The 23,337-nt window shown below is 66.7% G+C and carries 26 protein-coding genes and 1 pseudogene; 12 read left to right on the forward strand and 15 right to left on the reverse strand.

The window, feature by feature from the left end:
- Nucleotides 1–39 precede the first annotated feature (39 nt).
- Nucleotides 40–1,188 (forward strand): alkaline phosphatase family protein, encoded by a 1,149-nt coding sequence (locus QFZ29_RS07740; RefSeq protein WP_306893596.1) that lies wholly within the window; start codon nucleotides 40–42, stop codon nucleotides 1,186–1,188.
- A 72-nt stretch (nucleotides 1,189–1,260) separates the two neighbouring features.
- Here the strand turns inward: QFZ29_RS07740 and QFZ29_RS07745 are convergent, their stop codons facing one another.
- On the reverse strand, nucleotides 1,261–1,845 hold the full coding sequence (locus QFZ29_RS07745; protein ID WP_306893597.1) for a DUF3043 domain-containing protein: 585 nt from the start codon (nucleotides 1,843–1,845) through the stop codon (nucleotides 1,261–1,263).
- A gap of 37 nt (nucleotides 1,846–1,882) precedes the next feature.
- Here QFZ29_RS07745 and QFZ29_RS07750 point away from each other — a divergent pair, with 37 nt between their 5' ends.
- From QFZ29_RS07750 to ctaF, 5 genes are all read left to right on the forward strand, one after another.
- Nucleotides 1,883–3,319 (forward strand): dipeptidase, encoded by a 1,437-nt coding sequence (locus QFZ29_RS07750; protein ID WP_306893599.1) that lies wholly within the window; start codon nucleotides 1,883–1,885, stop codon nucleotides 3,317–3,319.
- A gap of 79 nt (nucleotides 3,320–3,398) precedes the next feature.
- Nucleotides 3,399–3,749: an iron-sulfur cluster insertion protein ErpA gene (erpA, locus tag QFZ29_RS07755; RefSeq protein WP_129520682.1), complete on the forward strand. Its 351-nt coding sequence runs from the start codon at nucleotides 3,399–3,401 to the stop codon at nucleotides 3,747–3,749.
- Nucleotides 3,750–3,948: 199 nt separating this feature from the next.
- Nucleotides 3,949–4,851: an aa3-type cytochrome oxidase subunit II gene (gene ctaC, locus QFZ29_RS07760; protein ID WP_306893600.1), complete on the forward strand. Its 903-nt coding sequence runs from the start codon at nucleotides 3,949–3,951 to the stop codon at nucleotides 4,849–4,851.
- Entirely contained in the window at nucleotides 4,848–6,584 is a 1,737-nt protein-coding gene (gene ctaD / locus QFZ29_RS07765) for an aa3-type cytochrome oxidase subunit I (RefSeq protein ID WP_306893601.1), read from the forward strand. Before ctaC ends, ctaD begins: the two co-directional genes overlap by 4 nt.
- The gene (ctaF, locus tag QFZ29_RS07770; protein ID WP_306893602.1) at nucleotides 6,584–7,000 is read left to right on the forward strand and encodes an aa3-type cytochrome oxidase subunit IV; all 417 of its coding nucleotides are present in this window, start codon (nucleotides 6,584–6,586) and stop codon (nucleotides 6,998–7,000) included. The genes ctaD and ctaF overlap by 1 nt, the downstream gene beginning before the upstream one ends.
- A gap of 75 nt (nucleotides 7,001–7,075) precedes the next feature.
- Here ctaF and QFZ29_RS07775 read toward each other — a convergent pair whose 3' ends face one another.
- The 5 genes from QFZ29_RS07775 to ctaE all read right to left on the reverse strand — a co-directional run bounded on the left by QFZ29_RS07775 (nucleotide 7,076) and on the right by ctaE (nucleotide 12,163).
- Nucleotides 7,076–7,870, reverse strand: a complete 795-nt coding sequence (locus QFZ29_RS07775) for a methyltransferase domain-containing protein (protein ID WP_306893603.1) — start codon at nucleotides 7,868–7,870, stop codon at nucleotides 7,076–7,078.
- Between the two features lie 94 nt (nucleotides 7,871–7,964).
- Entirely contained in the window at nucleotides 7,965–9,575 is a 1,611-nt protein-coding gene (gene qcrB, locus QFZ29_RS07780; RefSeq protein WP_306893604.1) for a cytochrome bc1 complex cytochrome b subunit, read from the reverse strand.
- A complete protein-coding gene (qcrA, locus tag QFZ29_RS07785) occupies nucleotides 9,572–10,648 on the reverse strand; it encodes a cytochrome bc1 complex Rieske iron-sulfur subunit (RefSeq protein WP_306893605.1) in 1,077 nt (358 codons plus the stop codon). The genes qcrB and qcrA overlap by 4 nt, the downstream gene beginning before the upstream one ends.
- Before the next feature lie 41 nt (nucleotides 10,649–10,689).
- Entirely contained in the window at nucleotides 10,690–11,481 is a 792-nt protein-coding gene (gene qcrC, locus QFZ29_RS07790) for a cytochrome bc1 complex diheme cytochrome c subunit (protein ID WP_306893606.1), read from the reverse strand.
- A 49-nt stretch (nucleotides 11,482–11,530) separates the two neighbouring features.
- A complete protein-coding gene (gene ctaE / locus QFZ29_RS07795) occupies nucleotides 11,531–12,163 on the reverse strand; it encodes an aa3-type cytochrome oxidase subunit III (RefSeq protein WP_306893607.1) in 633 nt (210 codons plus the stop codon).
- Between the two features lie 136 nt (nucleotides 12,164–12,299).
- Between ctaE and trpD the strand changes: the two genes are divergently transcribed.
- The gene (trpD, locus tag QFZ29_RS07800) at nucleotides 12,300–13,352 is read left to right on the forward strand and encodes an anthranilate phosphoribosyltransferase (RefSeq protein WP_306893608.1); all 1,053 of its coding nucleotides are present in this window, start codon (nucleotides 12,300–12,302) and stop codon (nucleotides 13,350–13,352) included.
- A 70-nt stretch (nucleotides 13,353–13,422) separates the two neighbouring features.
- Here the strand turns inward: trpD and glpK are convergent, their stop codons facing one another.
- Nucleotides 13,423–14,937: a glycerol kinase GlpK gene (glpK, locus tag QFZ29_RS07805; RefSeq protein ID WP_306893609.1), complete on the reverse strand. Its 1,515-nt coding sequence runs from the start codon at nucleotides 14,935–14,937 to the stop codon at nucleotides 13,423–13,425.
- 96 nt (nucleotides 14,938–15,033) lie between these two features.
- Nucleotides 15,034–15,804, reverse strand: coding sequence for an MIP/aquaporin family protein (locus QFZ29_RS07810; RefSeq protein ID WP_306893610.1), 771 nt, complete (start codon nucleotides 15,802–15,804; stop codon nucleotides 15,034–15,036).
- Between the two features lie 219 nt (nucleotides 15,805–16,023).
- On the opposite strand from QFZ29_RS07810, the gene dhaK reads away from it, so the two are divergent.
- From dhaK to dhaM, 3 genes are read left to right on the forward strand one after another with little or no spacing between them, the layout of a single operon-like run.
- Nucleotides 16,024–17,025, forward strand: a complete 1,002-nt coding sequence (dhaK, locus tag QFZ29_RS07815; RefSeq protein WP_306896649.1) for a dihydroxyacetone kinase subunit DhaK — start codon at nucleotides 16,024–16,026, stop codon at nucleotides 17,023–17,025.
- A 14-nt stretch (nucleotides 17,026–17,039) separates the two neighbouring features.
- Nucleotides 17,040–17,687 (forward strand): dihydroxyacetone kinase subunit DhaL, encoded by a 648-nt coding sequence (dhaL, locus tag QFZ29_RS07820; protein WP_373426265.1) that lies wholly within the window; start codon nucleotides 17,040–17,042, stop codon nucleotides 17,685–17,687.
- Nucleotide 17,688: 1 nt separating this feature from the next.
- Nucleotides 17,689–18,417 carry a dihydroxyacetone kinase phosphoryl donor subunit DhaM gene (dhaM, locus tag QFZ29_RS07825; protein WP_306893612.1) on the forward strand — a complete coding sequence of 243 codons (729 nt, stop codon included), beginning with the start codon at nucleotides 17,689–17,691 and terminating at the stop codon, nucleotides 18,415–18,417.
- A gap of 13 nt (nucleotides 18,418–18,430) precedes the next feature.
- On the opposite strand, the gene QFZ29_RS07830 is transcribed toward dhaM, so the two are convergent.
- On the reverse strand, nucleotides 18,431–19,195 hold the full coding sequence (locus QFZ29_RS07830; RefSeq protein ID WP_306893613.1) for an SDR family NAD(P)-dependent oxidoreductase: 765 nt from the start codon (nucleotides 19,193–19,195) through the stop codon (nucleotides 18,431–18,433).
- 67 nt (nucleotides 19,196–19,262) lie between these two features.
- Here QFZ29_RS07830 and QFZ29_RS07835 point away from each other — a divergent pair, with 67 nt between their 5' ends.
- Complete coding sequence (locus QFZ29_RS07835) at nucleotides 19,263–19,592, forward strand: hypothetical protein (RefSeq protein WP_306893614.1); 330 nt, start codon at nucleotides 19,263–19,265, stop codon at nucleotides 19,590–19,592.
- A gap of 32 nt (nucleotides 19,593–19,624) precedes the next feature.
- On the opposite strand, the gene QFZ29_RS07840 is transcribed toward QFZ29_RS07835, so the two are convergent.
- Nucleotides 19,625–19,921, reverse strand: coding sequence for a Dabb family protein (locus tag QFZ29_RS07840; protein ID WP_306893615.1), 297 nt, complete (start codon nucleotides 19,919–19,921; stop codon nucleotides 19,625–19,627).
- Between the two features lie 44 nt (nucleotides 19,922–19,965).
- Between QFZ29_RS07840 and QFZ29_RS07845 the strand changes: the two are divergent.
- Nucleotides 19,966–20,495: pseudogene (locus QFZ29_RS07845) on the forward strand (AAA family ATPase); the annotation flags it as partial.
- 34 nt (nucleotides 20,496–20,529) lie between these two features.
- On the opposite strand, the gene QFZ29_RS07850 reads toward QFZ29_RS07845, so the two are convergent.
- The 5 genes from QFZ29_RS07850 to QFZ29_RS20470 form a co-directional block, all read right to left on the reverse strand.
- Nucleotides 20,530–20,922 carry a VOC family protein gene (locus tag QFZ29_RS07850; protein WP_306893616.1) on the reverse strand — a complete coding sequence of 131 codons (393 nt, stop codon included), beginning with the start codon at nucleotides 20,920–20,922 and terminating at the stop codon, nucleotides 20,530–20,532.
- 2 nt (nucleotides 20,923–20,924) lie between these two features.
- Nucleotides 20,925–21,236 (reverse strand): ArsR/SmtB family transcription factor, encoded by a 312-nt coding sequence (locus QFZ29_RS07855; RefSeq protein ID WP_306893617.1) that lies wholly within the window; start codon nucleotides 21,234–21,236, stop codon nucleotides 20,925–20,927.
- 67 nt (nucleotides 21,237–21,303) lie between these two features.
- Nucleotides 21,304–21,741 carry a VOC family protein gene (locus QFZ29_RS07860; protein ID WP_306896651.1) on the reverse strand — a complete coding sequence of 146 codons (438 nt, stop codon included), beginning with the start codon at nucleotides 21,739–21,741 and terminating at the stop codon, nucleotides 21,304–21,306.
- Nucleotides 21,742–21,889: 148 nt separating this feature from the next.
- Nucleotides 21,890–22,711, reverse strand: coding sequence for an MBL fold metallo-hydrolase (locus QFZ29_RS07865; RefSeq protein ID WP_306893618.1), 822 nt, complete (start codon nucleotides 22,709–22,711; stop codon nucleotides 21,890–21,892).
- Nucleotides 22,712–22,892: 181 nt separating this feature from the next.
- On the reverse strand, nucleotides 22,893–23,129 hold the full coding sequence (locus QFZ29_RS20470; protein WP_306893619.1) for a hypothetical protein: 237 nt from the start codon (nucleotides 23,127–23,129) through the stop codon (nucleotides 22,893–22,895).
- Nucleotides 23,130–23,337: the final 208 nt, after the last annotated feature.

Here is a 23,337-nt window from a genome sequence, read left to right on the forward strand (position 1 = left end):
AGGAACAGGGCGCACCCGGCCTGTGCCAGACTGGGCGCGATGCCTGCAATGCTACCGGTGCCGGCCGACAGCGCTCCACGCCTTGCCGGGGTGCTCGGCAGTTCGCTCGCGAGTCTGCGCGGCGTGCCGAACACCTTCGAACTGCCTCGCGTCCGGAGCGCCGTGGTCGTGCTCGTCGACGGCCTCGGGGCCGCGAACATCCGGGCCAGGGCAGGGCACGCGCGATTCCTCTCGTCCCGCATGGCGAAGCGCGACGTAATCCGCACGGTGTTCCCGTCGACCACGGCCGCGGCGATCGCCACATTCGCCACGGGTCGGATGCCGGGCGAGCACGGGCTCGTCGGCTACCGGGTGCTCGACGCCGCGAACGACCGGGTCATCAACCAGCTGAGCGGCTGGGACGCCGGCGTGGTGCCCGAGACCTGGCAACGAACGCCGACGCTGTTCGAGACCGCGCGCGACGAGGGCATGGCGAGCTTCGCCATAGGCGCGGCACGCTACGCCGACTCGGGGTTCACGCGCGCCGCGCTCCGCGGCGCCGAGTACCGGCCCGCGGCATCCGTCGCCGACCGCTTCGCCGAGGCCGGCCGATTGCTCGACGCCGGCGCCGAAGGCCTCATCTATCTCTACGTGCCCGAACTCGACCAGGCCGCGCACGCCTTCGGTTGGGCGTCGGAACGCTGGCTTTCGATCCTCGAGCTGCTCGACGCCGAACTCGCCTCATTCGAGCCGCGGATGCCCCGTGGCGCCGGCCTGCTCGTGACCGCCGACCACGGCGTCATCGACGTGCCCGCCGAGCGCCATGTGTTCATCGACGACCGGCCGAAGCTCCTCGAAGGGGTGCGGCACGTCGGTGGCGAGCCGCGCTGCGTCTCGCTCTACTTCGAGCCCGAGCTCGGCGACGGCGCCCGGACCGCACTCCTCGACGGGTGGCGCGCCGCCGAGGGGCACCGGTCGTGGGTGCTCGGCCGCGACGAGGCGATCGCCGCCGGCCTCTACGGGCCGGTCGACGACGCGGTGCGAGACCGCATCGGCGACATCCTCCTGGCGGCGAGGTCGGGCATCGCCTACTACGACCGCCGCGAGCCGAACCGGCAGGCCGAGGCCATGATCGGGCAGCACGGATCGCTCAGCGACGAGGAGACTCGCGTGCCGCTCGTGCGGGGCGGCGCGTATTCACGGGCCTGAGTCGAGACGTCGGCCTGCGGTGTCGCCGCGAAGCGCTCGCACGGCAGTCGAGCGAGCGCCGTGACATCCGGCTCAGGAGGGGTAGTGACCGCGCTTGACTTGCGGCTTCGGCAGTCGCAGCGGCCGCAACTGGAGTGCGCGCATCGCGGCGTACCAGCGCACGCGCTCGACCTTGTCGGCCCCGAACTTCGCGGCGAGCTTGCGCCGCACGAGGAAGCCGAGGATGACGACGTCGATGACCGCGACGAGGAAGAACGCCCACAGGGCGATGATGCCGATGGACTGCGCCTCGACGCTCGGCACGAACGTGAGCAGGATGACGGCGAACATCACCGGGATGAGGACCTCACCGATGCTGAACCGCGCGTCGACGTAGTCGCGCACGTACTTCTTCTGCGGCCCTCGGTCGCGCATCGGGAGGTAGCGCTCGTCGCCGGCCGCCATGCCGAGACGGGCACGCTCGCGTGCCTCGGCGGTCTTCGCGCGAGCCTGTCGCGCGGCCTCCTTGCGATCGTTCGGCACGAGTGGCCGCTTCCTCGCGGCCTCCTGCTCCTTGCGGCTCGGCGTGGGAGCACCCTTGCCGGCCTTCAGGCGGGCCTGGGTCTCTTCGAGCGACTCTGCGCTCGGCTCTTCGGTGCTGTTCGGTTGCTTTGCCACGGGAATCCTCGGATCGGTTGCCTTTAAGATTACCGGCATGACCGACGCTCTTCCCACCGACTTCGCCTCCGCCGATCCCGCGACCGTGACCGAGGCGCTTCGCGACGCCGTCACCGCCGCATTCCCGGCGACGATCGCCGACCTCACCCGCCTCGTCAAGATCCCGTCGGTGTCGTGGGCGGCGTTCGACCGGGCGCACGTCGCGGCGAGCGCTGATGCCGTCGCGGAGCTCGTGCGCGGTCTCGGCGTGTTCGATCTCGTCGAGGTTCGACACGCCGCGATCGGCGATGGGGCGGATGCCGCACCCGGTCAGCCCGCGGTCGTGGCGCGCCGCGCCGCGCGCAACGGTCGGCCCACCGTGCTGCTCTACGCGCACCACGACGTGCAGCCCCCCGGGCTCGACGAGGACTGGGAGTCGGCGCCGTTCGAGCCCACGCTGCGCGGCGACCGCCTGTACGGCAGGGGAGCGGCAGACGACAAGGCGGGCATCATGGCCCACATCGGCGCCATCCGGGCCCTCACCGAGGTGCTCGGAGCCGACTTCGATCTCGGCATCGCGCTCTTCATCGAGGGCGAAGAGGAGTCGGGTTCCCTCTCGTTCGCGAATTTCCTGCGTGAGAACCGGGAGGTGCTCGAAGCCGACGCGATTGTGGTGGCGGATTCGAACAACTGGGATCTCGAGACGCCGGCGCTCACGGTGGCGCTTCGCGGCGCCGTCGCGTTCCGCCTCACGATCTCGACGCTCACGCACGCCTCGCACTCGGGCATGTTCGGCGGCGCGGTCCCCGACGCGATGCTCGCCGCGATCCGGCTGCTCTCGACCCTCCACGACGCCGACGGCTCGGTCGCGGTCGAGGGGCTCACGTCGGCTGACCTCGAGACCCCCGAATACGACGAGGCGCAGCTTCGTGCCGAGGCCGGCCTCCTCGACGGCGTCACCCCGATCGGAAGGGGAGCCATCCTGTCGCGCATTTGGGCGCAGCCGGCGATCACGGTCACCGGCATCGACGCGCCGAGTGTCGCGAACGCCTCGAACACCCTCCTTCCGAGCGTCGCCGTACGGGTGAGCGCGAGGATCGCACCCGGGCAGAGCGACACCGAGGCGCTCGCGATCCTGCGCGAGCACCTCGAGCAGCACGCGCCGTTCGGCGCGCACCTCGCCATCGACGGCATCGAACTCGGCCGTCCGTTCCTCGTCGACACCTCCGGCTGGGCGGTCGCCGAGTCGAACGCGGCGATGACGGATGCCTGGGGCAAGGCCCCGGTCGAGATCGGGGTGGGCGGCTCGATCCCGTTCATCGCCGAGCTCGTCGAGGAGTTCCCGTCGGCGCAGATCCTCGTCACCGGCGTCGAAGACCCCGACTCGCGGGCGCATAGCCCCAACGAGTCGCTCCACCTGGGCGTGTTCAAGCGTGCCCTGCTCAGCGAAGCGCTGTTCCTTGCACGGCTCGACGCGCGGGATTCCCGTTCCTGAGAGCGAACTGGACCGGCACGCCGATTCGGCGGTTACCATTGAGACAGGTTTTCCGCGTTCCCACGCACCGAGGAGAGATATGAGCGACACGATCATCGAGACCGCGCACGGCGTGAAGCTGAGCGACCCCGCTGCCGACAAGGTGCGCAACCTCCTCGAGCAGGAGGGTCGCGACGACCTGCGGTTGCGTGTTGCAGTGCAGCCCGGCGGATGCTCCGGGCTGATCTACCAGCTGTACTTCGACGAGCGACTCCTCGATGGCGACGCCGTCGTCGACTTCTCGGGCGTCGAGGTCGTCGTCGACAAGATGAGCGTGCCGTACCTCGACGGAGCTTCGATCGACTTCGAAGACACGATCCAGAAGCAGGGCTTCACGATCGACAACCCCAACGCGCAGGGCAGCTGCGCGTGCGGTGACTCGTTCCACTGAGCACCAGCACGAACGACTCCAGGGAGGCCGCGCCGAGCGGCCTCCCTTCGTCGTCAAGCACTGTTTAACGCGGAATACCCCGACGCCGGCACCCGACACCGGTCGCTGTTGCACACCCGGGGGGTCGACTCGGAGTAGGCTAGACATCGATCAACGCGCTTCGCTGTGAAGCGCCTTCGAGTCCCCCGAAAGGTCACCGGTGCGCCACAATCGCCGTCTCCGATGGGCTGCAATCCCGATCGCAGCGTCGCTCAGCCTCGTACTCGCAGGGTGCACACAGGCCCAACTGAACGGGTTCCTGCCCGGCTTCGTCGAGGGCGAGGCGCCGGTCACCAACAACACCGAGCGTGTCTCGGGGCTCTGGGTCACGTCGTGGATCGTGCTGCTCGTCGTCGGCATCCTCACCTGGGGCCTCACGATCTGGGCCGTCATCGCGTACCGGCGCCGCAAGGGCCAGACCGGGTTGCCCGTGCAGTTGCGCTACAACATGCCGATCGAGGTGTTCTACACGATCGTGCCGCTCATCCTGGTGCTCGGGTTCTTCGCCTTCACGGCGCGCGACCAGGAGGCCATCGAGCAGCGGTTCGCCGCCGACGAAGTCGACGTGCAGATCGAGGTCATCGCCAAGCAGTGGGCATGGGACTTCAACTACGTCAAAGAAGACGTGTACTCGCCCGGCATCCAGGGCCAGCTCTCCGACGAGGGCCCCAAGGGCTCGCTCGTGCAGTCCGAGCTCCCCACCCTCTACCTGCCGGTGGGCAAGAACGTCGAGATCGAGCTCGAGTCGCGCGATGTCATCCACTCCTTCTGGGTCGTCGACTTCCTCTACAAGAAGGACATGTACCCGGGCAAGACCAACTACATGACGATCGTTCCCGAGCGTGAGGGCACCTACGCCGGCAAGTGCGCCGAGCTGTGCGGCGAGTATCACTCGCTGATGCTCTTCAACGTCGAGGTCGTCTCCGAAGCCGAGTACGAGAATTACATCGATTCGCTGCGCGCCCTCGGTCAGGAAGGCCAGCTGTCGAACGAATACGACCGCAACCAGAACAAACCCGGCACGGGCGCGCCAGAACTGAAAGAGGAGCAGGAAGCCGAATGAGCACCACGACCGCACCGGCTCGGCCGCCGTCGAGCAGCCTGCCGTTCGGCGCCTCCAAGGTCGAGCGCAAGGGCAACATCCTGGTCAGCTGGATCACCTCCACCGACCACAAGGTCATCGGGTACCTCTACCTGATCACCTCGTTCATCTACTTCTGCATCGGCGGAGTGATGGCCCTGATCATCCGCGCCCAGCTCTTCGAGCCTGGCCTGGAGATCCTCCAGACGCGTGAGCAGTACAACCAGCTGTTCACGATGCACGGCACGATCATGCTGCTCATGTTCGCGACGCCCCTATTCGCGGGCTTCGCGAACGTCCTGATGCCGCTGCAGATCGGTGCGCCCGACGTCGCCTTCCCGCGACTGAACGCGTTCGCCTACTGGCTCTTCAACTTCGGCTCGCTGATGGCCGTCGCCGGCTTCTTCACCCCGCAGGGCGCCGCGTCGTTCGGCTGGTTCGCCTACCAACCGCTCGCGTCGACCACGTTCTCGCCGGGCATCGGCGGCAACCTCTGGATGCTGGGCCTCGGTCTCTCGGGCTTCGGCACGATCCTGGGCGCGGTGAACTTCATCACCACGATCATCACCATGCGCGCTCCCGGCATGACGATGTTCCGCATGCCGATCTTCACGTGGAACACCCTCGTCACGTCGATCCTCGTGCTCATGGCGTTCCCCGTGCTCGCAGCGGCGCTCCTCGCAGGCGGCGCCGACCGCATCTTCGGCGCGCACATCTACGATCCGGCCAACGGCGGCGTGCTCCTGTGGCAGCACCTGTTCTGGTTCTTCGGGCACCCAGAGGTCTACATCATCGCGCTGCCCTTCTTCGGCATCGTCTCCGAGGTGTTCCCCGTGTTCAGCCGCAAGCCGATCTTCGGCTACAAGACGCTGATCTACGCGACGATCGCGATCGCGGCGCTGTCGGTCACCGTGTGGGCGCACCACATGTACGTCACCGGTTCGGTGCTGTTGCCGTTCTTCGCGCTCATGACGATGCTCATCGCAGTGCCCACTGGTGTGAAAATCTTCAACTGGATCGGCACCATGTGGCGGGGCTCCATCACGTTCGAGACGCCGCTGATCTGGTCGCTCGGCTTCCTCATCACCTTCGTGTTCGGCGGGCTCACCGGCGTCATCCTCGCCTCACCTCCGCTCGACTTCCACGTCTCCGACTCGTACTTCGTCGTCGCCCACTTCCACTACGTCGTCTTCGGCACCGTCGTGTTCGCGATGTTCGCCGGCTTCTACTTCTGGTGGCCGAAGTGGACCGGCAAGATGCTGAACGAGACGCTCGGCAAGTGGCACTTCTGGTTGCTGTTCATCGGCTTCCACACGACGTTCCTGATCCAGCACTGGCTCGGCGTCGTCGGGATGCCCCGCCGGTACTACTCGTACCTGCCCGAAGACAACATCACCTGGATGAACCAGTTGTCGACGATCGGCGCGGGCATCCTCGCGGTGTCGATGGTCCCGTTCCTCCTGAACGTCTACATCACGGCGCGACGAGCGCCGAAGGTCACCGTGAACGACCCGTGGGGATACGGGCGCTCCCTCGAATGGGCGACGAGTTGCCCGCCGCCGCGGCACAACTTCACGTCCATCCCGCGCATTCGCTCGGAGGCTCCGGCCTTCGACCTCAACCACCCCGAAGCCGGCATCCCGGTCGGCATCGGTCCGGCGAAAGATGCCCCTGAGGCACCCGTCTACGACGCGTCGACGAAGGAAGTCAAGTAATGCGCGCGAATGTCAACCTGTTCTGGATCCTGGCAGCGTTCTTCGCCTTCTCGGCTGCGTTGTACGCGTACTGGTCGTGGGTCGTCTATTCCGCGTCAGAGCCGGTAGGTACGGTCGCGCTCACGCTCACGACGATCCTGGCCGCGTTCATCGCGTTCTACCTCGGCCGGGTGCACAAGGCGCAGGGCGCGGAACTTCCCGAAGACCGCCTCGACGCGAACATCGACGACGGTGACGCAGAGCTCGGGTTCTTCAGCCCGTGGAGCTGGTGGCCGATCCTGCTCGCCGCAGCCGCCGCACTGCTGTTCCTTGGTCTCGCGATCGGGTTCTGGATCTCATTCGGCGGGGTCGCGCTGGGCGTCATCAGCCTGGTCGGCTGGGTGTACGAGTACTACCGCGGCAACTTCGCCCGCTGACGCGATCTCTCCACGAAGCCCCGATGCGAACAGCATCGGGGCTTCGTCGTGTTCCGGCGTAGTCGTGGCGCGGGCTCAGACGCGGTCGAAGCTCAGCACCTCGACCGAGACCGTGACCGCGAGCTCGTCGCCGGCAGGGAGCTGCGGCGAATCGGCACGATGGTGAGCGGAGGGGCCCATGCCGACGAGGAGCGCCCTGGTCTCGGCATCCGCCGAGATGCCATACTCGACGGTCGAGTGGTCGGCGAGCCGGAACCCCACTGGTTCGAGCTGCGCGCGTACGCGCTCGGACTTGCCCGCCGGGACGTCGAGCACGAGGCCGAGGCGCCGGAGCTCGACGAGGTGCTCGGGGGTGGGCACCACGACGATGAGGCGACCACCGGGCCGCACGATCCGGGCGAACTCCACCGGGTTCCTCGGCGCGAAGACGTTGATCGCGATGTCGGCGATCGCGTCGCGAATCGGCAACGGTCGCCAGAGATCGAGCACGACTCCCGACGCCGCCGGAATGGCCCGCACGCTCATGCGGACGGCGTCGGGGGAGCGATCTGCGAGGAGCAGTACGGAATCTGGGAATCGAGCGGCGAGCCGCTGAGCGTACTGGCCCGTGCCGCAGCCGAGGTCGACCATCCGCAGCGGGCGTTCGGGTGTATCCGCGCTTCGCGGTTCCGTTTCGTCTGCCACCGCGTGCTCAGCGGAATGCACGATGGCATCGGCCACCGGATCGTAGGCTCCGGATTCGAGCAGGCGCCGGCGCGCCTCGAGCATCGGCCGATCGTCGCCGATGGTTCGCGGGGCGCGCGGCGGGAGGAGCGTGGCGATGTCGTGCCGGGAGAGATCGAAGCGATGGCCGTGCGCGCAGCCGATCACCTGTGCGCCGTGCGGTTCCAGCTCGAGGAGACAGTTCGGGCACCGGAGCCATGTCGAATCGATCGGCAAGGTCCGGTGCCCTAACGGTGGATGATCAGTGGTGCGCGGAGTGCGACGCCTCGAGCTCACCCTGTGTCACCGGAGCGATGCGGTCCTCGAAGAACCAGCGCGACAGCGAAGCGCGAACGCGCTGGCCGACCGTGATCTTGCCACGGGCGTTGGGCCGCAGCATCAACGGCTGGTAGCTCTCGTAGCTCACGAGCCGCCACCGGTCGTACTCGTCGAGCGGCTGGTGCACCTCGATGAACTCGCCGCCCGGCAGCTTGACGATGCGACCCGACTCGTAGCCGTGCAGCACGATCTCGCGATCCTTCTTCTGGAGCGCGATGCAGACGCGCTTCGTGATGAAGTAGGCGATGAACGGGCCAAGGACAGTGATGGCCTGGAGCGCGTAGATCACGCCCTCCATCGTGAGCGAGAAGTGCGTCGCGAGGATGTCGGAGCTCGCGGCGGCCCAGAGGGCGGCGTAGAACGTGACGCCCGCGGCACCGATCGCGGTGCGGGTGGGTGCGTTGCGGGGACGGTCGGCGATGTGGTGCTCGCGCGTGTCGCCCTTCACCCAGGCCTCGATGAACGGATAGGCGACCACCAGGAGGAGGAAGATGCCGATCGCGACGAGCGGTACGAGGATGTTGAACGACCAGGTGCGGTCGAACAGCACGAACTCCCAGCCCGACGGGATGAGACGCAACGCGCCGTCGGCGAAGCCGATGTACCAGTCGGGCTGGGTACCGGCCGAGACGGGGGAGGGGTCGTATGGCCCGTAGTTCCAAATGGGGTTGATCGTGAAGAGCGCTGCGATGAGCGAGATCACACCCCAGATGATGAACATGAAGCCGCCGGCCTTCGCCGCGTAGATCGGCAGGATTGGCGGGCCGACCGAGTTCGTCACTTCGCGTCCGGGGCCGGCGAACTGGGTGTGCTTGTGAATGAACACGTACACCACGTGGATTCCGATGAGCGCGACCAGGAGCGCGGGGAGAAGGAGGATGTGCAGCGCGTACAGGCGGCCGACGATCACGGTGCCTGGGAACTCGCCGCCGAAGAGCAGGAACGAGGTCCACGTGCCGATCAGGGGAATGCCCTTGACCAAGCCGTCGATGATGCGAAGGCCGTTGCCGGAGAGGAGATCGTCGGGAAGCGAGTAGCCCGTGAATCCCTCGCCCAGGGCGAGGACGAAGAGGGTGAAGCCGAACACCCAGTTGATCTCACGAGGCTTGCGGAATGCGCCGGTGAAGAACACGCGGAGCATGTGCAGGCCGATGGCGGCGACGAAGAGCAGCGCTGCCCAGTGGTGCATCTGGCGCACGAAGAGCCCGCCGCGGATGTCGAAGGAGATGTCGAGGGTCGATGCCATCGCCACCGACATCTCGACGCCCTTGAGCGGCACGTACGACCCGTCGTAGTGGACTTCGGCCATCGATGCCTGGAAGAAGAACGTCAGGAAGGTTCCCGAGACGAGGATGACGATGAAGCTGAAGAGGGCGACTTCGCCGAGGAGGAACGACCAGTGGTCGGGGAACGCCTTACGTCCGAGCCCCTTGATCGCGACGGCGAGACCCGTGCGGTCGTTGATGTACTCGGACGCCCCAGCCGTGAACGAGCGCTTGACGGGCGCGGGTGATCGGGTCGATGCGGTGCTCAATTTCGCTCCCAGAAGCTCGGGCCGACGGGTTCGGTGAAGTCGCTCTGCGCGATGAGGTAGCCCTCGTCGTCGACGGCGATCGGCAACTGCGGCAGCGGGCGCTTGGCCGGACCGAAGATGACCTTGCAGTGGTTCGCGACATCGAACTGCGACTGGTGGCAGGGGCAGAGGAGGTGGTGCGTGTGCTGCTCGTAGAGGGCGACGGGGCATCCGACGTGCGTGCAGATCTTCGAGTACGCCACGATGCCCTCGTACGACCACGATTCGCGCTCGGGAGCCTGGTTGAGCTCCTCGGGCTCGAGTCGCATGAGCAGCACGGCAGCCTTTGCCTTCTCCTCGAGCTTGCCGTGCTCGAGATCGGTGAGGCCCTCGGGAATCACGTGGAAGGCGCTGCCGATGGTCACATCGGAGGCCTTGATCGCGACGCCCGACGGGTCGAGCGCGAGACGCGTGCCCTTCTTCCACATCGTGTGGCTGAGGAGCTCGACCGGGAGCTCATCTTGCGGGGCGAAGCCGCGGAAGAGCACGACGGCCGGCAGCGGGAAGGCCAGGAGCGCGCCGATGAGGCTGTTGCGGATGACCGTGCGCCGACTGAAGCCAGACTCCTCATCGGCCTGGCGGAACACCTCGACGGCGCCCCGCTGCGTGGCTTCGCTGGTGCTGATCGGATGGCGGATGTCGACGGACTCGGCCGAGGTCATCAGCGACTTGCCCCAGTGCACGGCTCCGAATCCGATGCCGAGGAGCGCGAGCGTGGCACCGAAGCCGATGAACATGTTGTTCAGGCGAACGGCATCGACGTTGTTGGACTCCATCGGGAAGAGCATGTAGGCGGCGACCGCCCAGACGCTGCCGAGGATCGAGAGGTAGAACAGCGTGTAGACCGTGCGCTGCGCCCGCTTCTCGCGGCGGGGGTCTTGGTCGGTCACGCGAGGCCGGTGGGGCTCGAAGCCGGGGTTCTCGAACGCGTCGTAGGGTACGACCGCCGTGCCGGTCGAGCCTGCGAACTCCTGCGCGGCGTGCGACGAGTCGGCAGCGGCGAGCTCAGCGCCGCTGTGGTCGTCCTGGGCCATGGTTCTCCTTCTTCAACTTCTTCTTCGATGCCAGGCGGGCGCTAGTTGGACTTCGCCGTGATCCACACGGTGATGGCGACGATCGTGCCGAGGCCGAAGATCCAGATGAACAGTCCCTCTGCAACCGGCCCGAGCGAGCCGAGTTCGAAGCCGCCGGGTGAGCGGTTGTCCTGCACGTACTTCAGGTAGGTGATGACGTCGCGCTTGTCTTCGGGCGAGATGTTCAGGTCGTTGAACACGGGCATGTTCTGCGGGCCGGTGACCATGGCCTCGTAGATGTGCACGCCCGAGACGTTCGTGAGCGAGGGAGCGAACTTGCCCTCGGTGAGGGCGCCACCGGCACCGGCGACGTTGTGGCACATCGCGCAGTTGATGCGGAAGAGCTCGGCGCCGTTCGCTGCATCGCCGCCACCGCTCGCGAGATGGTCGGAGGGGATCTCGGGACCCGGGCCGAGGGAGGCGATGAAGTAGGCGAGCTGCTTGACCTGGTCATCGGTGAACTGTGCGGGCTTCTGCTGTGCCTGTGGACCCTGCATCTGCATCGGCATGCGCCCGGTGCCCACCTGGAAGTCGACCGAGGCCGCACCGACGCCGATGAGGGTGGGGCCGTTGCCGGTGCCCTGCGCATCAAGGCCGTGGCACGTGGCGCAATTGGCCTGGAAGAGCTTCTTGCCCTCTTCGATGGTCTGCTGCGAATTCGGGTCGACCTCAGCTTGCGCCGTTCCGGTGCTGAGCGCAGCATATGCGCCCCCGGTGAAGACGAGTCCGAGCGCGAGGAGCGCGGCCGCGGCGAGCGGATGCCGGCGTCCGGTGCGTCGCTTCGTTCGGGTCATGTGATTCTTCCTGTTCACGGGCATGCTCTGCTGGCGCTCCTGCTGGGGCTTACTTGAGGACGTAGATGATGAAGAAGAGACCGATCCAGACGACGTCGACGAAGTGCCAGTAGTAGGAGACGACGATCGCACTCGTCGCCTCGCGGTGGCCGAAGTGCTTGACCGAGAAGACCCGGCCGATCACGAGCAGGAACGCGATGAGGCCGCCGGTGACGTGCAGGCCGTGGAACCCGGTGGTGATGTAGAACGCGGAGCCGTAGGAGTTCGAGTCGAGGGCGATGCCCTCGGAGACGAGCGTGGCGTACTCCCAGACCTGGCCGGCGACGAAGACCGCGCCCATGGCGTAGGTGAGGAAGAACCACTCGACCATGCCCCATTGCGTGGGCTTCCACCCCGTGGCGTACGGCTGCAGTCGCTCCGCCGCGAACACGCCGAACTGGCACGTGACCGACGAGAGCACGAGGATGATCGTGTTCGTCAGCGAGTACGGGAAGTTCAGGCGATCGGCCTCGAACGCCCAGAGATCTGGCGACTGCGATCGCAGCGTGAAGTAGATCGCGAAGAGGCCTGCGAAGAACATGACCTCGCTGCCGAGCCAGACGATCGTGCCCACCGCAACGGTGTTCGGTCGGTTGATCACGGGCGCGCTCGCCTGAGTAGTGATTGAGGTGCTCGTCACCATCCCATTATGGCCGAAACCTTGCGTGAGTTTTCGTCATCTGGGGGAGCTATGTCGCCGCCTTCGAAGTAAGGCAACCCTAAACGAGCTGCGTAGGGGCCGGGAATCCGCCGTGAATCGGGCCGATAGGATCGATCTCATGCCCGCGCATCAAACCTGGCCCGATGTGATCCACTCCCTCCTCGAGGGTGAAGACCTCAGCGTCTCGGATGCCGCATGGTGCATGGAGCAGGTGATGACCGGCACCGTCACACCGGCGCAACTGGCCGGATTCCTCATCGCGCTGCGCGTGAAGGGCGAGACGGTCGATGAGATCGTCGGATTCCGGGACGCCGTGCTCGAGCACGCCATCCCGCTGCCCGTCGACCCGATGGCGCTCGACATCGTCGGCACCGGGGGAGACCGATTCGGCACGGTCAACGTCTCGACGATGGCCTCGGTCGTGGCCGCGGCATCCGGTGTCCCGGTCATCAAGCACGGCAATCGGGCGGCGAGCTCGTCGTCGGGTTCGTCCGACGTGCTCGCCGCACTCGGACTCGACCTGGCGCTGCCGGCCGAGCGAGTCGCCGCGGTGCTCGGCGAAGCCGGCATCACGTTCGCGTACGCCGCCGCATTCCACCCCGGGTTCCGGCACGCCGGCGCAGTGCGCGCGGAACTCGGCGTGCCGACGGTCTTCAACTTCCTCGGGCCGCTCTGCAACCCGGCACGACCCGAGGCGTCGGCCGTGGGCGTCGCCCACCTCGACCGAGTGCCGCTCATCGTGGGCGTGTTCCAGACGCGCGGCGCGACGGCGCTCGTGTTCCGTGGCGACGACGGGCTCGACGAGCTCACGACCACGGGGCACAGCCACATGTGGGAGGTCTCACGCGGCACGGTCAAGGAGCACGACATCGATCCGCGCGAGCTCGGGATCCAGCGAGCGACCATCGACCAGCTCGAGGGCGGCGATGCCGAGTACAACGCGCGCATCGTGCATCGGGTCTTCGGCGGCGAGCGCGGTCCCGTGCGCGACATCGTGGTGCTCAACGCCGCCGCGGGTCTCGTCTCGTTCGAGCTCGCCAAGGATCCGAGCCAGTTCCACCGGAGCATCCTCGACCGCTTCCGCGACAAGCTCGCGGTCGCCGAAGAGGCGATCGACAGCGGCGGCGCCGCGCGGAAGCTCGAGGAGTGGATCGCGGCGACTCGGTCGTGATCGCCGGTACGCCACACAGTTGAAGGGCCCCGCGGCATCCGCGGGGCCCTTCAGCTTGGTTCGAGTCGGCTCAGTTGACGTCTTCGTCGATCCAGTCGAACGTCTTCGTGACCGCCTTGCGCCAGAGCCGCAACTGCCGGTCGCGCTCGGCGGGATCCATCTTCGGCTCCCAGCGGGAATCCTCCTGCCAGTTGGCACGGAGCTCGTCGAGATCGGCCCAGAAGCCCACGGCGAGTCCGGCGGCATACGCCGCACCGAGCGCCGTCGTCTCGGCGACGACGGGGCGGATGACCGGCACGCCGAGGATGTCGGCCTGGAACTGCATGAGCGTGTTGTTCGCGATCATGCCGCCGTCGACCTTGAGCTCGGTGAGGTCGACGCCTGCGTCGGCGTTCACGGCGTCGAGCACCTCTCGGGTCTGGAACGCGGTCGCCTCGAGCGCGGCGCGGGCGATGTGACCCTTGTTCACGAATCGCGTGAGGCCCACGAGAGCGCCACGGGCGTCGGGCCGCCAGTACGGCGCGAAGAGCCCTGAGAACGCCGGCACGAAATATGCGCCGCCGTTGTCGTCGACGGTCTTCGCCAGGTCCTCGATCTCGGGCGCGCTCGAGATGAGCCCGATGTTGTCGCGCAGCCACTGGATGAGCGAACCGGTCACCGCGATCGAGCCCTCGAGGGCGTAGTGCGGCGCGTCGTCGCCGAGCTTGTAGCCGAGGGTCGTGAGCAGCCCGTTCTTCGAGTGGACGATCTCCTCGCCCGTGTTGAAGATCAGGAAGTTGCCCGTGCCGTAGGTGTTCTTCGCCTCACCCGTGTCGAACGCGGCCTGGCCGAACGTGGCGGCCTGCTGGTCTCCGAGGATGCCCGCGACGGGCACCTCCCGCAGGAGGCTCGAGGATTCCACCGTTCCGTAGACCTCGGACGACGAACGGATCTCGGGCAGCATCGACTTCGGCACGTCGAAGGCGGCGAGGATGTCGTCATCCCACGCGAGCGTCTCGAGGTCCATGAACATCGTGCGGCTCGCGTTCGTGACATCCGTCGCGTGCACGCCCCCGTCGACCCCGCCAGTGAGGTTCCACAGCACCCACGTGTCGGTCGTGCCGAACATCAGGTCGCCGGCCTCGGCTTTCGCACGTGCACCCTCGACGTTCTCGAGGATCCACACGATCTTCGTGCCCGAGAAATAGGTGGCGAGCGGCAAGCCCACTTGCTGCTTGAAGCGCTCGACGCCGCCGTCGGCCGCGAGCCGGTCGACGATCGGCTGGGTCCGGGTGTCCTGCCACACGATGGCGTTGTAGACGGGGTCGCCCGTGGTGCGGTCCCAGACGACCGCGGTCTCGCGCTGGTTCGTGATGCCCACCGCGGCGATGTCGTGACGAGTGAGATCGGCTTTGCCGAGAGCCTGACCGATCACCTCACGGGTGTTACGCCAGATCTCGGCGGGGTCGTGCTCGACCCAGCCCGCCCGCGGGAAGATCTGCTCGTGCTCCAGTTGTCCACTGGCGACGATCGATCCCGACTTGTCGAAGATGATCGCGCGTGTGCTCGTCGTGCCCTGATCGATCGCCAGGATGTAGTCGGCCATGCAGTTCTCTCAATCTTTCCGCCGGCCGGAGCCGACACCTGATTCCACAGAAGTGTTCGAGGGAGGGCCGATGTCGGCCCTGGGCCCCCCGAGTGCTCAGCCGATAAGGGGGAGCAGGGGAATCGCCGCCCAGCCGGCGATGAGTCCGCCGATGATCGGTCCGACCACCGGCACCCACGAGTACGACCAGTCGCTACTTCCTTTGCCCTGGATGGGGAGGATCGCGTGCGCGATGCGGGGTCCGAGGTCACGTGCCGGGTTGATGGCGTAGCCCGTCGGGCCACCGAGGGAGGCGCCGATGCCGACGACGAGAAGCGCCACCGGCAGCGCGCCGAGCGCGGCGAGGCCGGAGGCGTCACCTTGGCGCCCGAAGCCGATCACCACGAACACGAGCACGAACGTGCCGATGATCTCGGTGGCGAGGTTCCACCCGTACGAGCGGATGGCCGGACCGGTCGAGAACACGCCCAGCTTCGCGGCCGGCTGTGGTTCCTCGTCGAAGTGCTGCTTGTACGCGAGCCAGCAGGCGACGGCACCGATGATCGCACCGATGAGCTGCGCCCCGATGTAGGCGATCACCGACAGGAACTCGACCGGGACGGTGCCGAAAGCGGGATTGCCGAACTCGGTAGCGCCGTTGGCCACCAGTCCGAGCGTGACCGCGGGGTTGATGTGGGCGCCGGAAGCCAATGCGACGGTGACACCGGCGAAGACCGCGAGGCCCCAGCCGAAGGTCACCATCAGGAATCCGCCGCCGAAGCCCTTGTTCTTGACGAGCGCCACGTTCGCGACCACACCACAACCGAGAAGCACGAGCATCGCGGTGCCGATGAGCTCGCTGAGGAACAACACTCCGAGACTGTCCACGCTGACCTTCCATCCTTTTCGCCGAGCCCGATGGGCTTCGCCCAGGGGCGGAACAGAGCCCACGATACTCAGATGGTGCGCCCCCCGGAAAGGGCGCGCCGGGGATTTCCCTCCGCCTCTTACGGCCGGCCTCTCCGCGGGCGTAGGTTTGCCGGGAGTGCTGCGTCGGCGCCGATGCACGGTCGCACGGCGTCCGGCAGCCGAGGGGAAGGGATGTCCGTGAAGAAGATCATCAACGATCCGAAACGTGTCGTCGACGAATCCGTCGCAGGTTTCGGTGCAGCCCACGCCGATCTCGTGCGGGTCGAGATGGATCCGATCCACATCGTGCGCGCCGACGCGCCCATCGCCGGCAAGGTCGGCATCGTCAGCGGCGGGGGCAGCGGTCACGAGCCGCTCCACGCGGGCTTCGTCGGCTTCGGGATGCTGGATGCCGCCGTGCCCGGCGCCGTCTTCACGTCGCCCACGCCCGATCCGATCCTCGCGGCCACGAAGGCCGTCGACGGCGGCGCAGGGGTGCTGCACATCGTCAAGAACTACACGGGCGACGTCTTGAACTTCGAGACCGCCGCCGACCTGGCATCCGCCGAAGGCATCGACGTGCGCTCCGTGGTGACCGACGACGATGTCGCCGTGAAGGATTCGCTGTACACCGCCGGACGACGCGGCGTGGGCGGCACCGTGCTGGTCGAGAAGATCGCAGGTGCAGCTGCCGAACGCGGCGATTCGCTCGCCGAGGTCGCCGAGGTCGCCGAGCGCGTCAACGCCAACGCGCGGTCGATGGGCCTCGCGCTCACCCCGTGCATCGTCCCGCACGCCGGGGAGGAGAGCTTCACGCTCGCCGAAGACGAGATCGAGATCGGCATCGGCATCCACGGCGAACCGGGCCGCGAGCGGATCAAACTCGAACCTGCCGACGGGCTCGTCGACCGCTTGCTTGCACCGATCCTCGAAGACCTCTCATTCGAGTCCGGCGACCGCGTGCTGCTCTTCGTCAACGGCATGGGCGGTTCACCGCTCGTCGAGCTCTACATCGCCTATCGTCGAGCTGCCGAGGTGCTCGGCGAACGCGGCATCGAGATCGCCCGCTCACTCGTCGGGAACTACATCACATCGCTCGAGATGCAGGGCATGTCGATCACGTTGCTGAGACTCGACGACGAGATGGTCGAATTGTGGGATGCACCGGTGCAGACTGCTGCACTCCGGTGGGGACGATAGAAGGGGGCATGTCGGTGGGATTGGATATCACCTGGGCGGTGGACTGGGTCAGGCGGAGCGCGCAGGTCGTATCGGACCACCGAATCGAGCTGATCACGTTGGATCGCGAGATCGGCGACGGAGACCACGGCGAGAACATGGATCGCGGCTTCCAGGCAGTGCTCCCGAAACTCGACGACCTGCATGCCGGATCCACCCCCGGCGACGTGCTGAAGCTCGTCGCGACGACGCTCATCTCGACCGTCGGCGGTGCGGCAGGGCCGCTCTACGGCACCGCGTACCTGAAGGCCGCGGTCGCTGCAGGCGATTCGGTCTCGCTCGACGGCGAGGCGATCGCGGGCATCCTCACGGCGGCTCGCGACGGAATCGTCTTGCGAGGCAAGGCCGAACCCGGCGACAAGACGATGGTCGACGCGTGGACGCCCGCCGTCGACGCCGCCACGGCCGCTGCCGCGGACGGAGCGGATGCCGTCGGCGCCCTCGAGGCCGCGGCGAGTGCCGCGTGGAAGGGCGCCGCGGCGACGGAACCGCTCGTTGCGCGCAAGGGGCGCGCGAGCTACCTCGGCGAGCGCTCCGCCGGACATCGCGACCCGGGCGCCGAATCGAGCGCCCTCCTCCTGCAGGCGGCGGCCGACGCAGCGGCGGCGTCGGCAGGTGCCTGACGTGGCGACGGCCGGGAAGGTCGGCGTCGTCTTCGTGTCGCACTCCCAGCAGATCGCCGCAGGCCTCGTCGATCTCGCTCGCCAGATGGCGCCGACGGCGACGCTCGCCGCTGCAGGCGGCACGGACGACGGCCGGATCGGCACGAGCTTCGACCTCGTGTCGTCGGCGATCACCGACGCCGATGCCGGCGAGGGCGTGGCCGTGCTCTGCGACCTCGGCTCCGCGATCCTCACGGCCGAGACCGCCCTCGACTTCCTCGACGACGAAGTGCGGGAACGGGTTCGCATCGTCGACGCCCCACTCGTCGAAGGCGGCGTCGCTGCCGCGGTGTCTGCGGAGTCGGGCGATGGGCTCGATGCGGTCGTGGCAGCGGCGGAATCCGCACGTGGGGGAGCAGAGCCGGTCGGCGCGGCGGCCGAGGCCACGGTCGGCACGGATGCCGCGACCACCGGCGGCTCAGCGGCATCCGGCTCCGTCTACTCCCGCTCGATTACACTCGTGAACGCCGACGGCCTGCACGCGCGTCCCGCTGCGGAGCTCGTGAAGCTCGCGAGCGGATTCAAGCAGAAGATCACCGTGAACGGCACGGATGCGAAGAGCCTGCTCGGCATCATGTCGCTCGGCTTGACGAAGGGAGCTGCCGTCGAGATCGCGAGTGCCGATCCCGACGGACGCGAAGCGGTCGACGCCATCGCCGAACTCGCCGAGTCCGGCTTCGGCGAGGCGTGATGGGCGTTCCCCTCTAGTTGCCGCCTGCCACGCGGATGTCGGCGCCCGACGTGTAGGACGCGTCGGGAGAGAAGAGGTACGCGACGGCTCCCGCGATCTCGTGGGGCTCGCCCGGCCGGCGCATCGGAATGCGCGGCGCGCGTTCCTCGGGCGCGTTCGGGCGACCCGCGGCCGCATGGATCTCGGTGCGAGTGGTGCCGGGCGACACGGTGTTGACCCGCACCCCGACCGGGCCGAACTCCTTCGCCGTGCCCGTCGTGAGCGCGTTGAGCGCGGCCTTGCTCATCGAGTAGGGGATGTAGGTGTTCGGCGAACCCGTCGTCGCTGCGCCCGAGGAGATGTTCACGATCGAGCCGCCGGCGCCGCCGCGATCCGTCGCCATGTGCGCGATCGCAGCGCGCGTGAGCACGATCGGCGCGAGCACGTTCACGCGGAACAGGAGCTCGGACTCCTCGATGGATGCGTCGAGGAATCCGCCGATCCGACCCGTGATCCCGGCGTTGTTCACGAGACCAGTGATCGTCCCGAACTCGTCGATCGCCGTCGGCACGACCGTCGCGGCCACGTCGAGGTCGGCGAGGTCGACCTGCAGGAAGAACACACGGGCACCGGATGCCTCGCACAGGCGTGCCACCTCATCGGCATCCGCCACCCTGTCCCGAAACGTCAGTACGAGGTCGTGTCCGTCGGCGGCCAGTCGTTCGGCGATCGCCGCACCGATGCCGCGGCTCGCTCCCGTGATGATCGTGACCGGCCGTGACGAGGCATCCGTTTCCATGCCGGCAAGCCTAGGTGCCCACAGTCGCCTCTGGCGGGAACGCGCAGTACGGGCGTACCATCGTGCCATGGCACGCGACGCGGCGAGCCGCCAAGAGGGCAACGCGTTCACGCACTTCTTCGAGAGGGTGGATCGAGCGCTCTTCCCGATGTTCGGTCCGCCACCGATCACCGAGAGCGAGCCAGAGGAGCGTTCGCTCGATGAGCAGAGGTGTCCATTGTGTGGACACCCGATGTTCGAGCACTCGTTCGATCACTCCACGCCCAACACCGTGATGACGTGTCCCACCGACGAGCGCATTCCCGAGCGCGACGGAGCGGGACCACTCAACGAGCTCGGCATGCCCGCAACCGGACGGCGCCTCGAGCGATACGAAGAGCGCGGCGAGCCGCGCTGAGTCGCGAGAGTCGCCGGGGGAGTGGTGCTGGGTTACGCAGCGTACGGCGCGTAGTCGATCTCGAGGAACTCCTCGACCTCGGGCACCCATCGTGCGGCGACGAAGGCGACATGATCGGGATGCTCGTTGTACGACGCGTACGCAGCGGCATCGGAGAACTCCATTGAGAATCCGAACGTGAAGTCGTTCTTCGCGCTCACCTGGTGGAGCTGCTCGAATCGCTCGACACCCGGAATGCCGGCGAGCACCTGCGCGGTCTCGAGGAACGATCGTTCTGCTTCGGAACCCGAGGGGTGACGCAGACGGAACGCGACGGTGTGACGGATCATCGCTCCACCCTATGGGCGAGAGACACGAGGGCAGCCGATCGCCGTGTCAGATGCTGTTGCGCCGCTGCCCCTCGCGAAGCTTCACCATCGTGGGGACCGCGCCCAAGCGAGACACGGGTTCCACGAGTCGTGGCAGGAACGGCTCGAGGGGGTCGGGTTCCACCACATCAACCTGGCCTCGTTGAGCATCAACTACCGGACGCCGGAAGAGGTGATGGCGCAAGCAGAGCCCGTCATCCGGGCCGTCCTGCCGGACGCCAACGTGCCGACTTCCATACACCGCAGCGGCATCCCCATCGTGCGCGGATCGACTTCGGACCTGGACTCGATCCTCGGAACATGGCTCGCCGCACACGCCGACGGCATCGCCTGCGTCATCGGCGATCCGACATTCGAGGGGACATCCCGGATCCGTTCTCTGACGCCGGAATTGTCAAAGGGACTCGAGTTCGACCTGGTCGTCCTCATCGACCCTGATGCGTTCGGCAACGGCATCGAAGGAGCCGTCGACCGCTATGTCGCGATGACCCGGGCAACGCAGCAGCTCGTCATTCTCACGACGTTGCATCGGTGACAGGGACCGGAGCACAACGCCGTCTTCCGTCTCGTCAGGAGGCGGCCATGCTCGCGATCTGGATGAGGTTGCCGCACGTGTCGTCGAAGACCGCGGTCGTCATGGGACCCATCGCGGTCGGCGGTTGCGTGAACTCGACGCCCGCGGCAACGAGGCGCGCGTGCTCGGCCTCGACGTCGTCAACAGCGAACGAGGTGAACGGGATGCCATCGGCGACGAGCGCCTGCTTGAACGGCCCCGCTGCCGGGTGTTCGTCGGGCTCGAGCACGAGCTCGACGCCGTCGGGATCGTCGGGAGAAACGACGGTGAGCCAGCGGGCCTCGCCGGCCGCGAAATCGGTCTTCTTCTCGAACCCGAGCACGTCGGTGTAGAAGTCGAGAGCCTTGGCCTGGTCGTCGACGAGCACGCTCGTGAGGTTGATGCGCATGGTCACTCCTGTTCTTGGTCGGTCATCTGGTCGTCGGATGTCACGAGCGGCCGGAACCACTCGTCCCACGTGGCGCGCAGCGGTGCGCGATCGAGGGAGTGGAGGCGGTACCTGCCCTCGCGTCGTATTGTCACGAGCCCGGCCTGCTCGAGCACATCGAGGTGCTTCGCGACGGCCTGCCGTGAGACCTCGAGCCCGTGCCGCGACATGAGTCGTACGCACAGTTCGAAGAGCGTCTGCTCATCGCGCTCGGCGAGCTCCTCGACGAGGATTCGCCTCGTCGGGTCGGAGATTGCCTTGAATACCGGATCCACATGACCACTATAGGTAACCACGTGGTTACCTGTCGAGGGACGAGCCAACCGAATCGGGGGAGTGGCGTCAGTTCTTCTTCAGCTCCTCGGCGAGCATCACGAGGATGCCACTGGGACCGCGGACGTACGTGAGTTTATAGACGTCTTCATAGGTCGCCACGCCGCGAAGCGGACGGTATCCGTGCCTCGCGACGACCTCAAGGGCTTCGTCGATGTCGTCGACTGAGAAGGCAACGCGGTGCATGCCAATCTCGTTGGGCCGAGTGGGCTCCGACTCGATCGCCTCGGGGTGGATGTACTCGAAGAGCTCAAGGCGACCATGGCCGTCTGGCGTCTGGAGCATCGCAATCTTGGCGTGGTTGCCATCAAGGCCGACGGCAGTGTCGGTCCACTCACCACTGACCGTGTCACGGCCGACGACCGTGAGACCGAGGTCGGTGAAAAAGGAGATCGTTGCTTCGAGGTCGCGAACGGCGATGCCGACGTTCTCAAGTTTGATGGCCATGCGTTGCATGCTACCGAGCCGAGCCGAACCGATTCGCTGCGGTTTGGGCACCTTGGCCGGGCACTTTGTGGGCGGCTCAAACAGGAATCCGGTTCCGCTGGGCGTCCGGAAATTTCAGCGGCTCGACGAGCGTCGCGGTGGATGACCGCTATGCGGGCGTCTCGTTCTGCTCTCTCTCGGCGAGCCGATGGAGTTGCCATCTGTGCACGTCGGGCAGCCAATCCAATGGGGCAGATGGACCGACCCGCGGGTCGTCGGGAACACCGCCGTCTCGCAGGTCCTCCACGTACGCGCGATCCAGTTTGATTCGTGCTCGTAGCTGCTCAGCTCCGCCGACCGAGCCGTGACCGGGGATGACGGCATGAACATGGTCGGCCACACCATCGAACAGCCGCAACGCGGCGAGGTAGTCCTCGATCGGATTCGCGGCCTCGAGATCGAGGAACGGCATCAGGATGTCAGACAGCATGTCGCCGGCGACGAGGACACCGCGCTCCTCGATCAACAGGGCCGCGTGGCCTGGGGCATGGGCCTGATGCTCGATGATCCTTACTTCGGGGCCATCCCAAGGGATCTGCGCAGCTTCGGTGGACAGACCGGTAATGAGACCGAGCAGCTCCATTGGGATCTCCTCGGCGTACTCCGGCGGGAGCCCCTCGGCTACGCGGTCCTTCCAGTCCGCGTTCGACAGCAGATCTTGGAGAGAGGCCGCGCAGCGGGCTGTACCGTAACGGTGCGCGTCGCCGAAGTTCGCGTGCCAGAGCACGTGGTCCCAATCAGAATGCGTCGAGAAGCCTGCCACGACGGGCTGGCCCAGCTCACGAAGGTCGTTCGCGAGGGCGGCCATTTCGTCGCTCGTTATGCCGGGGTCGATGAGCAACACGCCGTCCCGGCCCTGCACCACAACGGAATTACTCTGGATGAACTCGCTCTCGTGAACGAGCACGCCCTCAGCGACTTGCTTCAGCATGAAATGCCTTCCGCTTGTGGTCTCATCCGCTTGTCGAGACCGTATTGGCTGACGGTAGTGCTTGCAAGCACTTTGGGCGAAGCGGTTGAGCCCACCACCCGGTCACCGCGTTCGTCGGTGGGCTCAGGGGAGACGCCCTAACAGGCCCGTTCGAGCAAACGGACATAATGTGCATTATCGGCTATAAGGCCGATGCGTGTTCCTTCAGGATGCTGAAGTCGCAGCTGTCGAAACGCAGCCGACGAGCTTGCAGCCGGTGAAGGTCGCGTCGAAGAAGTTGCAGCTGCGGAAGGTGCAGTTCACGAACGCGGTGGATTCGTGATTTGGAGATGTTGAACTTCACATTGACGAAGACGCAGTTGGTGAAGGTCGCGCCGGAACTCGATGCCTCGGTGAGGTCGATGTCGACGAATCGCACGTCGGAGTACTCCGCACCGTCGAACTCGCGGGCGTATCAATCCTCGTCGCTGATCGTCGACGTGGTCTAAGAGGAAGGCGCACCGCCACGTCGTTCTGACATGCGCTCACCCAAGCACCAGCCGCCGACGTGGTGGCCTTCGTCATCCGAGACAAGGTCGAGCACACGCACGGTGATGTCCTGGTAGACGTTGAACCCACGTCGATCC

It is taken from the genome of Agromyces albus, assembly GCF_030815405.1.
GTDB lineage: Bacteria > Actinomycetota > Actinomycetes > Actinomycetales > Microbacteriaceae > Agromyces > Agromyces albus_A.

Coding starts and splice junctions, on each gene's coding strand:
- QFZ29_RS07740 (WP_306893596.1), top strand. CDS start 40: ATGCCTGCAATGCTACCGGTGCCGGCCGACAGCGCTCCACGCCTTGCC.
- QFZ29_RS07750 (WP_306893599.1), top strand. CDS start 1,883: ATGACCGACGCTCTTCCCACCGACTTCGCCTCCGCCGATCCCGCGACC.
- erpA (WP_129520682.1), top strand. CDS start 3,399: ATGAGCGACACGATCATCGAGACCGCGCACGGCGTGAAGCTGAGCGAC.
- ctaD (WP_306893601.1), top strand. CDS start 4,848: ATGAGCACCACGACCGCACCGGCTCGGCCGCCGTCGAGCAGCCTGCCG.
- ctaF (WP_306893602.1), top strand. CDS start 6,584: ATGCGCGCGAATGTCAACCTGTTCTGGATCCTGGCAGCGTTCTTCGCC.
- qcrA (WP_306893605.1), bottom strand. CDS start 10,648: ATGGCCCAGGACGACCACAGCGGCGCTGAGCTCGCCGCTGCCGACTCG.
- qcrC (WP_306893606.1), bottom strand. CDS start 11,481: ATGACCCGAACGAAGCGACGCACCGGACGCCGGCATCCGCTCGCCGCG.
- ctaE (WP_306893607.1), bottom strand. CDS start 12,163: ATGGTGACGAGCACCTCAATCACTACTCAGGCGAGCGCGCCCGTGATC.
- trpD (WP_306893608.1), top strand. CDS start 12,300: ATGCCCGCGCATCAAACCTGGCCCGATGTGATCCACTCCCTCCTCGAG.
- glpK (WP_306893609.1), bottom strand. CDS start 14,937: ATGGCCGACTACATCCTGGCGATCGATCAGGGCACGACGAGCACACGC.
- QFZ29_RS07830 (WP_306893613.1), bottom strand. CDS start 19,195: ATGGAAACGGATGCCTCGTCACGGCCGGTCACGATCATCACGGGAGCG.
- QFZ29_RS07835 (WP_306893614.1), top strand. CDS start 19,263: ATGGCACGCGACGCGGCGAGCCGCCAAGAGGGCAACGCGTTCACGCAC.
- QFZ29_RS07840 (WP_306893615.1), bottom strand. CDS start 19,921: ATGATCCGTCACACCGTCGCGTTCCGTCTGCGTCACCCCTCGGGTTCC.
- QFZ29_RS07850 (WP_306893616.1), bottom strand. CDS start 20,922: ATGCGCATCAACCTCACGAGCGTGCTCGTCGACGACCAGGCCAAGGCT.
- QFZ29_RS07860 (WP_306896651.1), bottom strand. CDS start 21,741: ATGGCCATCAAACTTGAGAACGTCGGCATCGCCGTTCGCGACCTCGAA.
- QFZ29_RS07865 (WP_306893618.1), bottom strand. CDS start 22,711: ATGCTGAAGCAAGTCGCTGAGGGCGTGCTCGTTCACGAGAGCGAGTTC.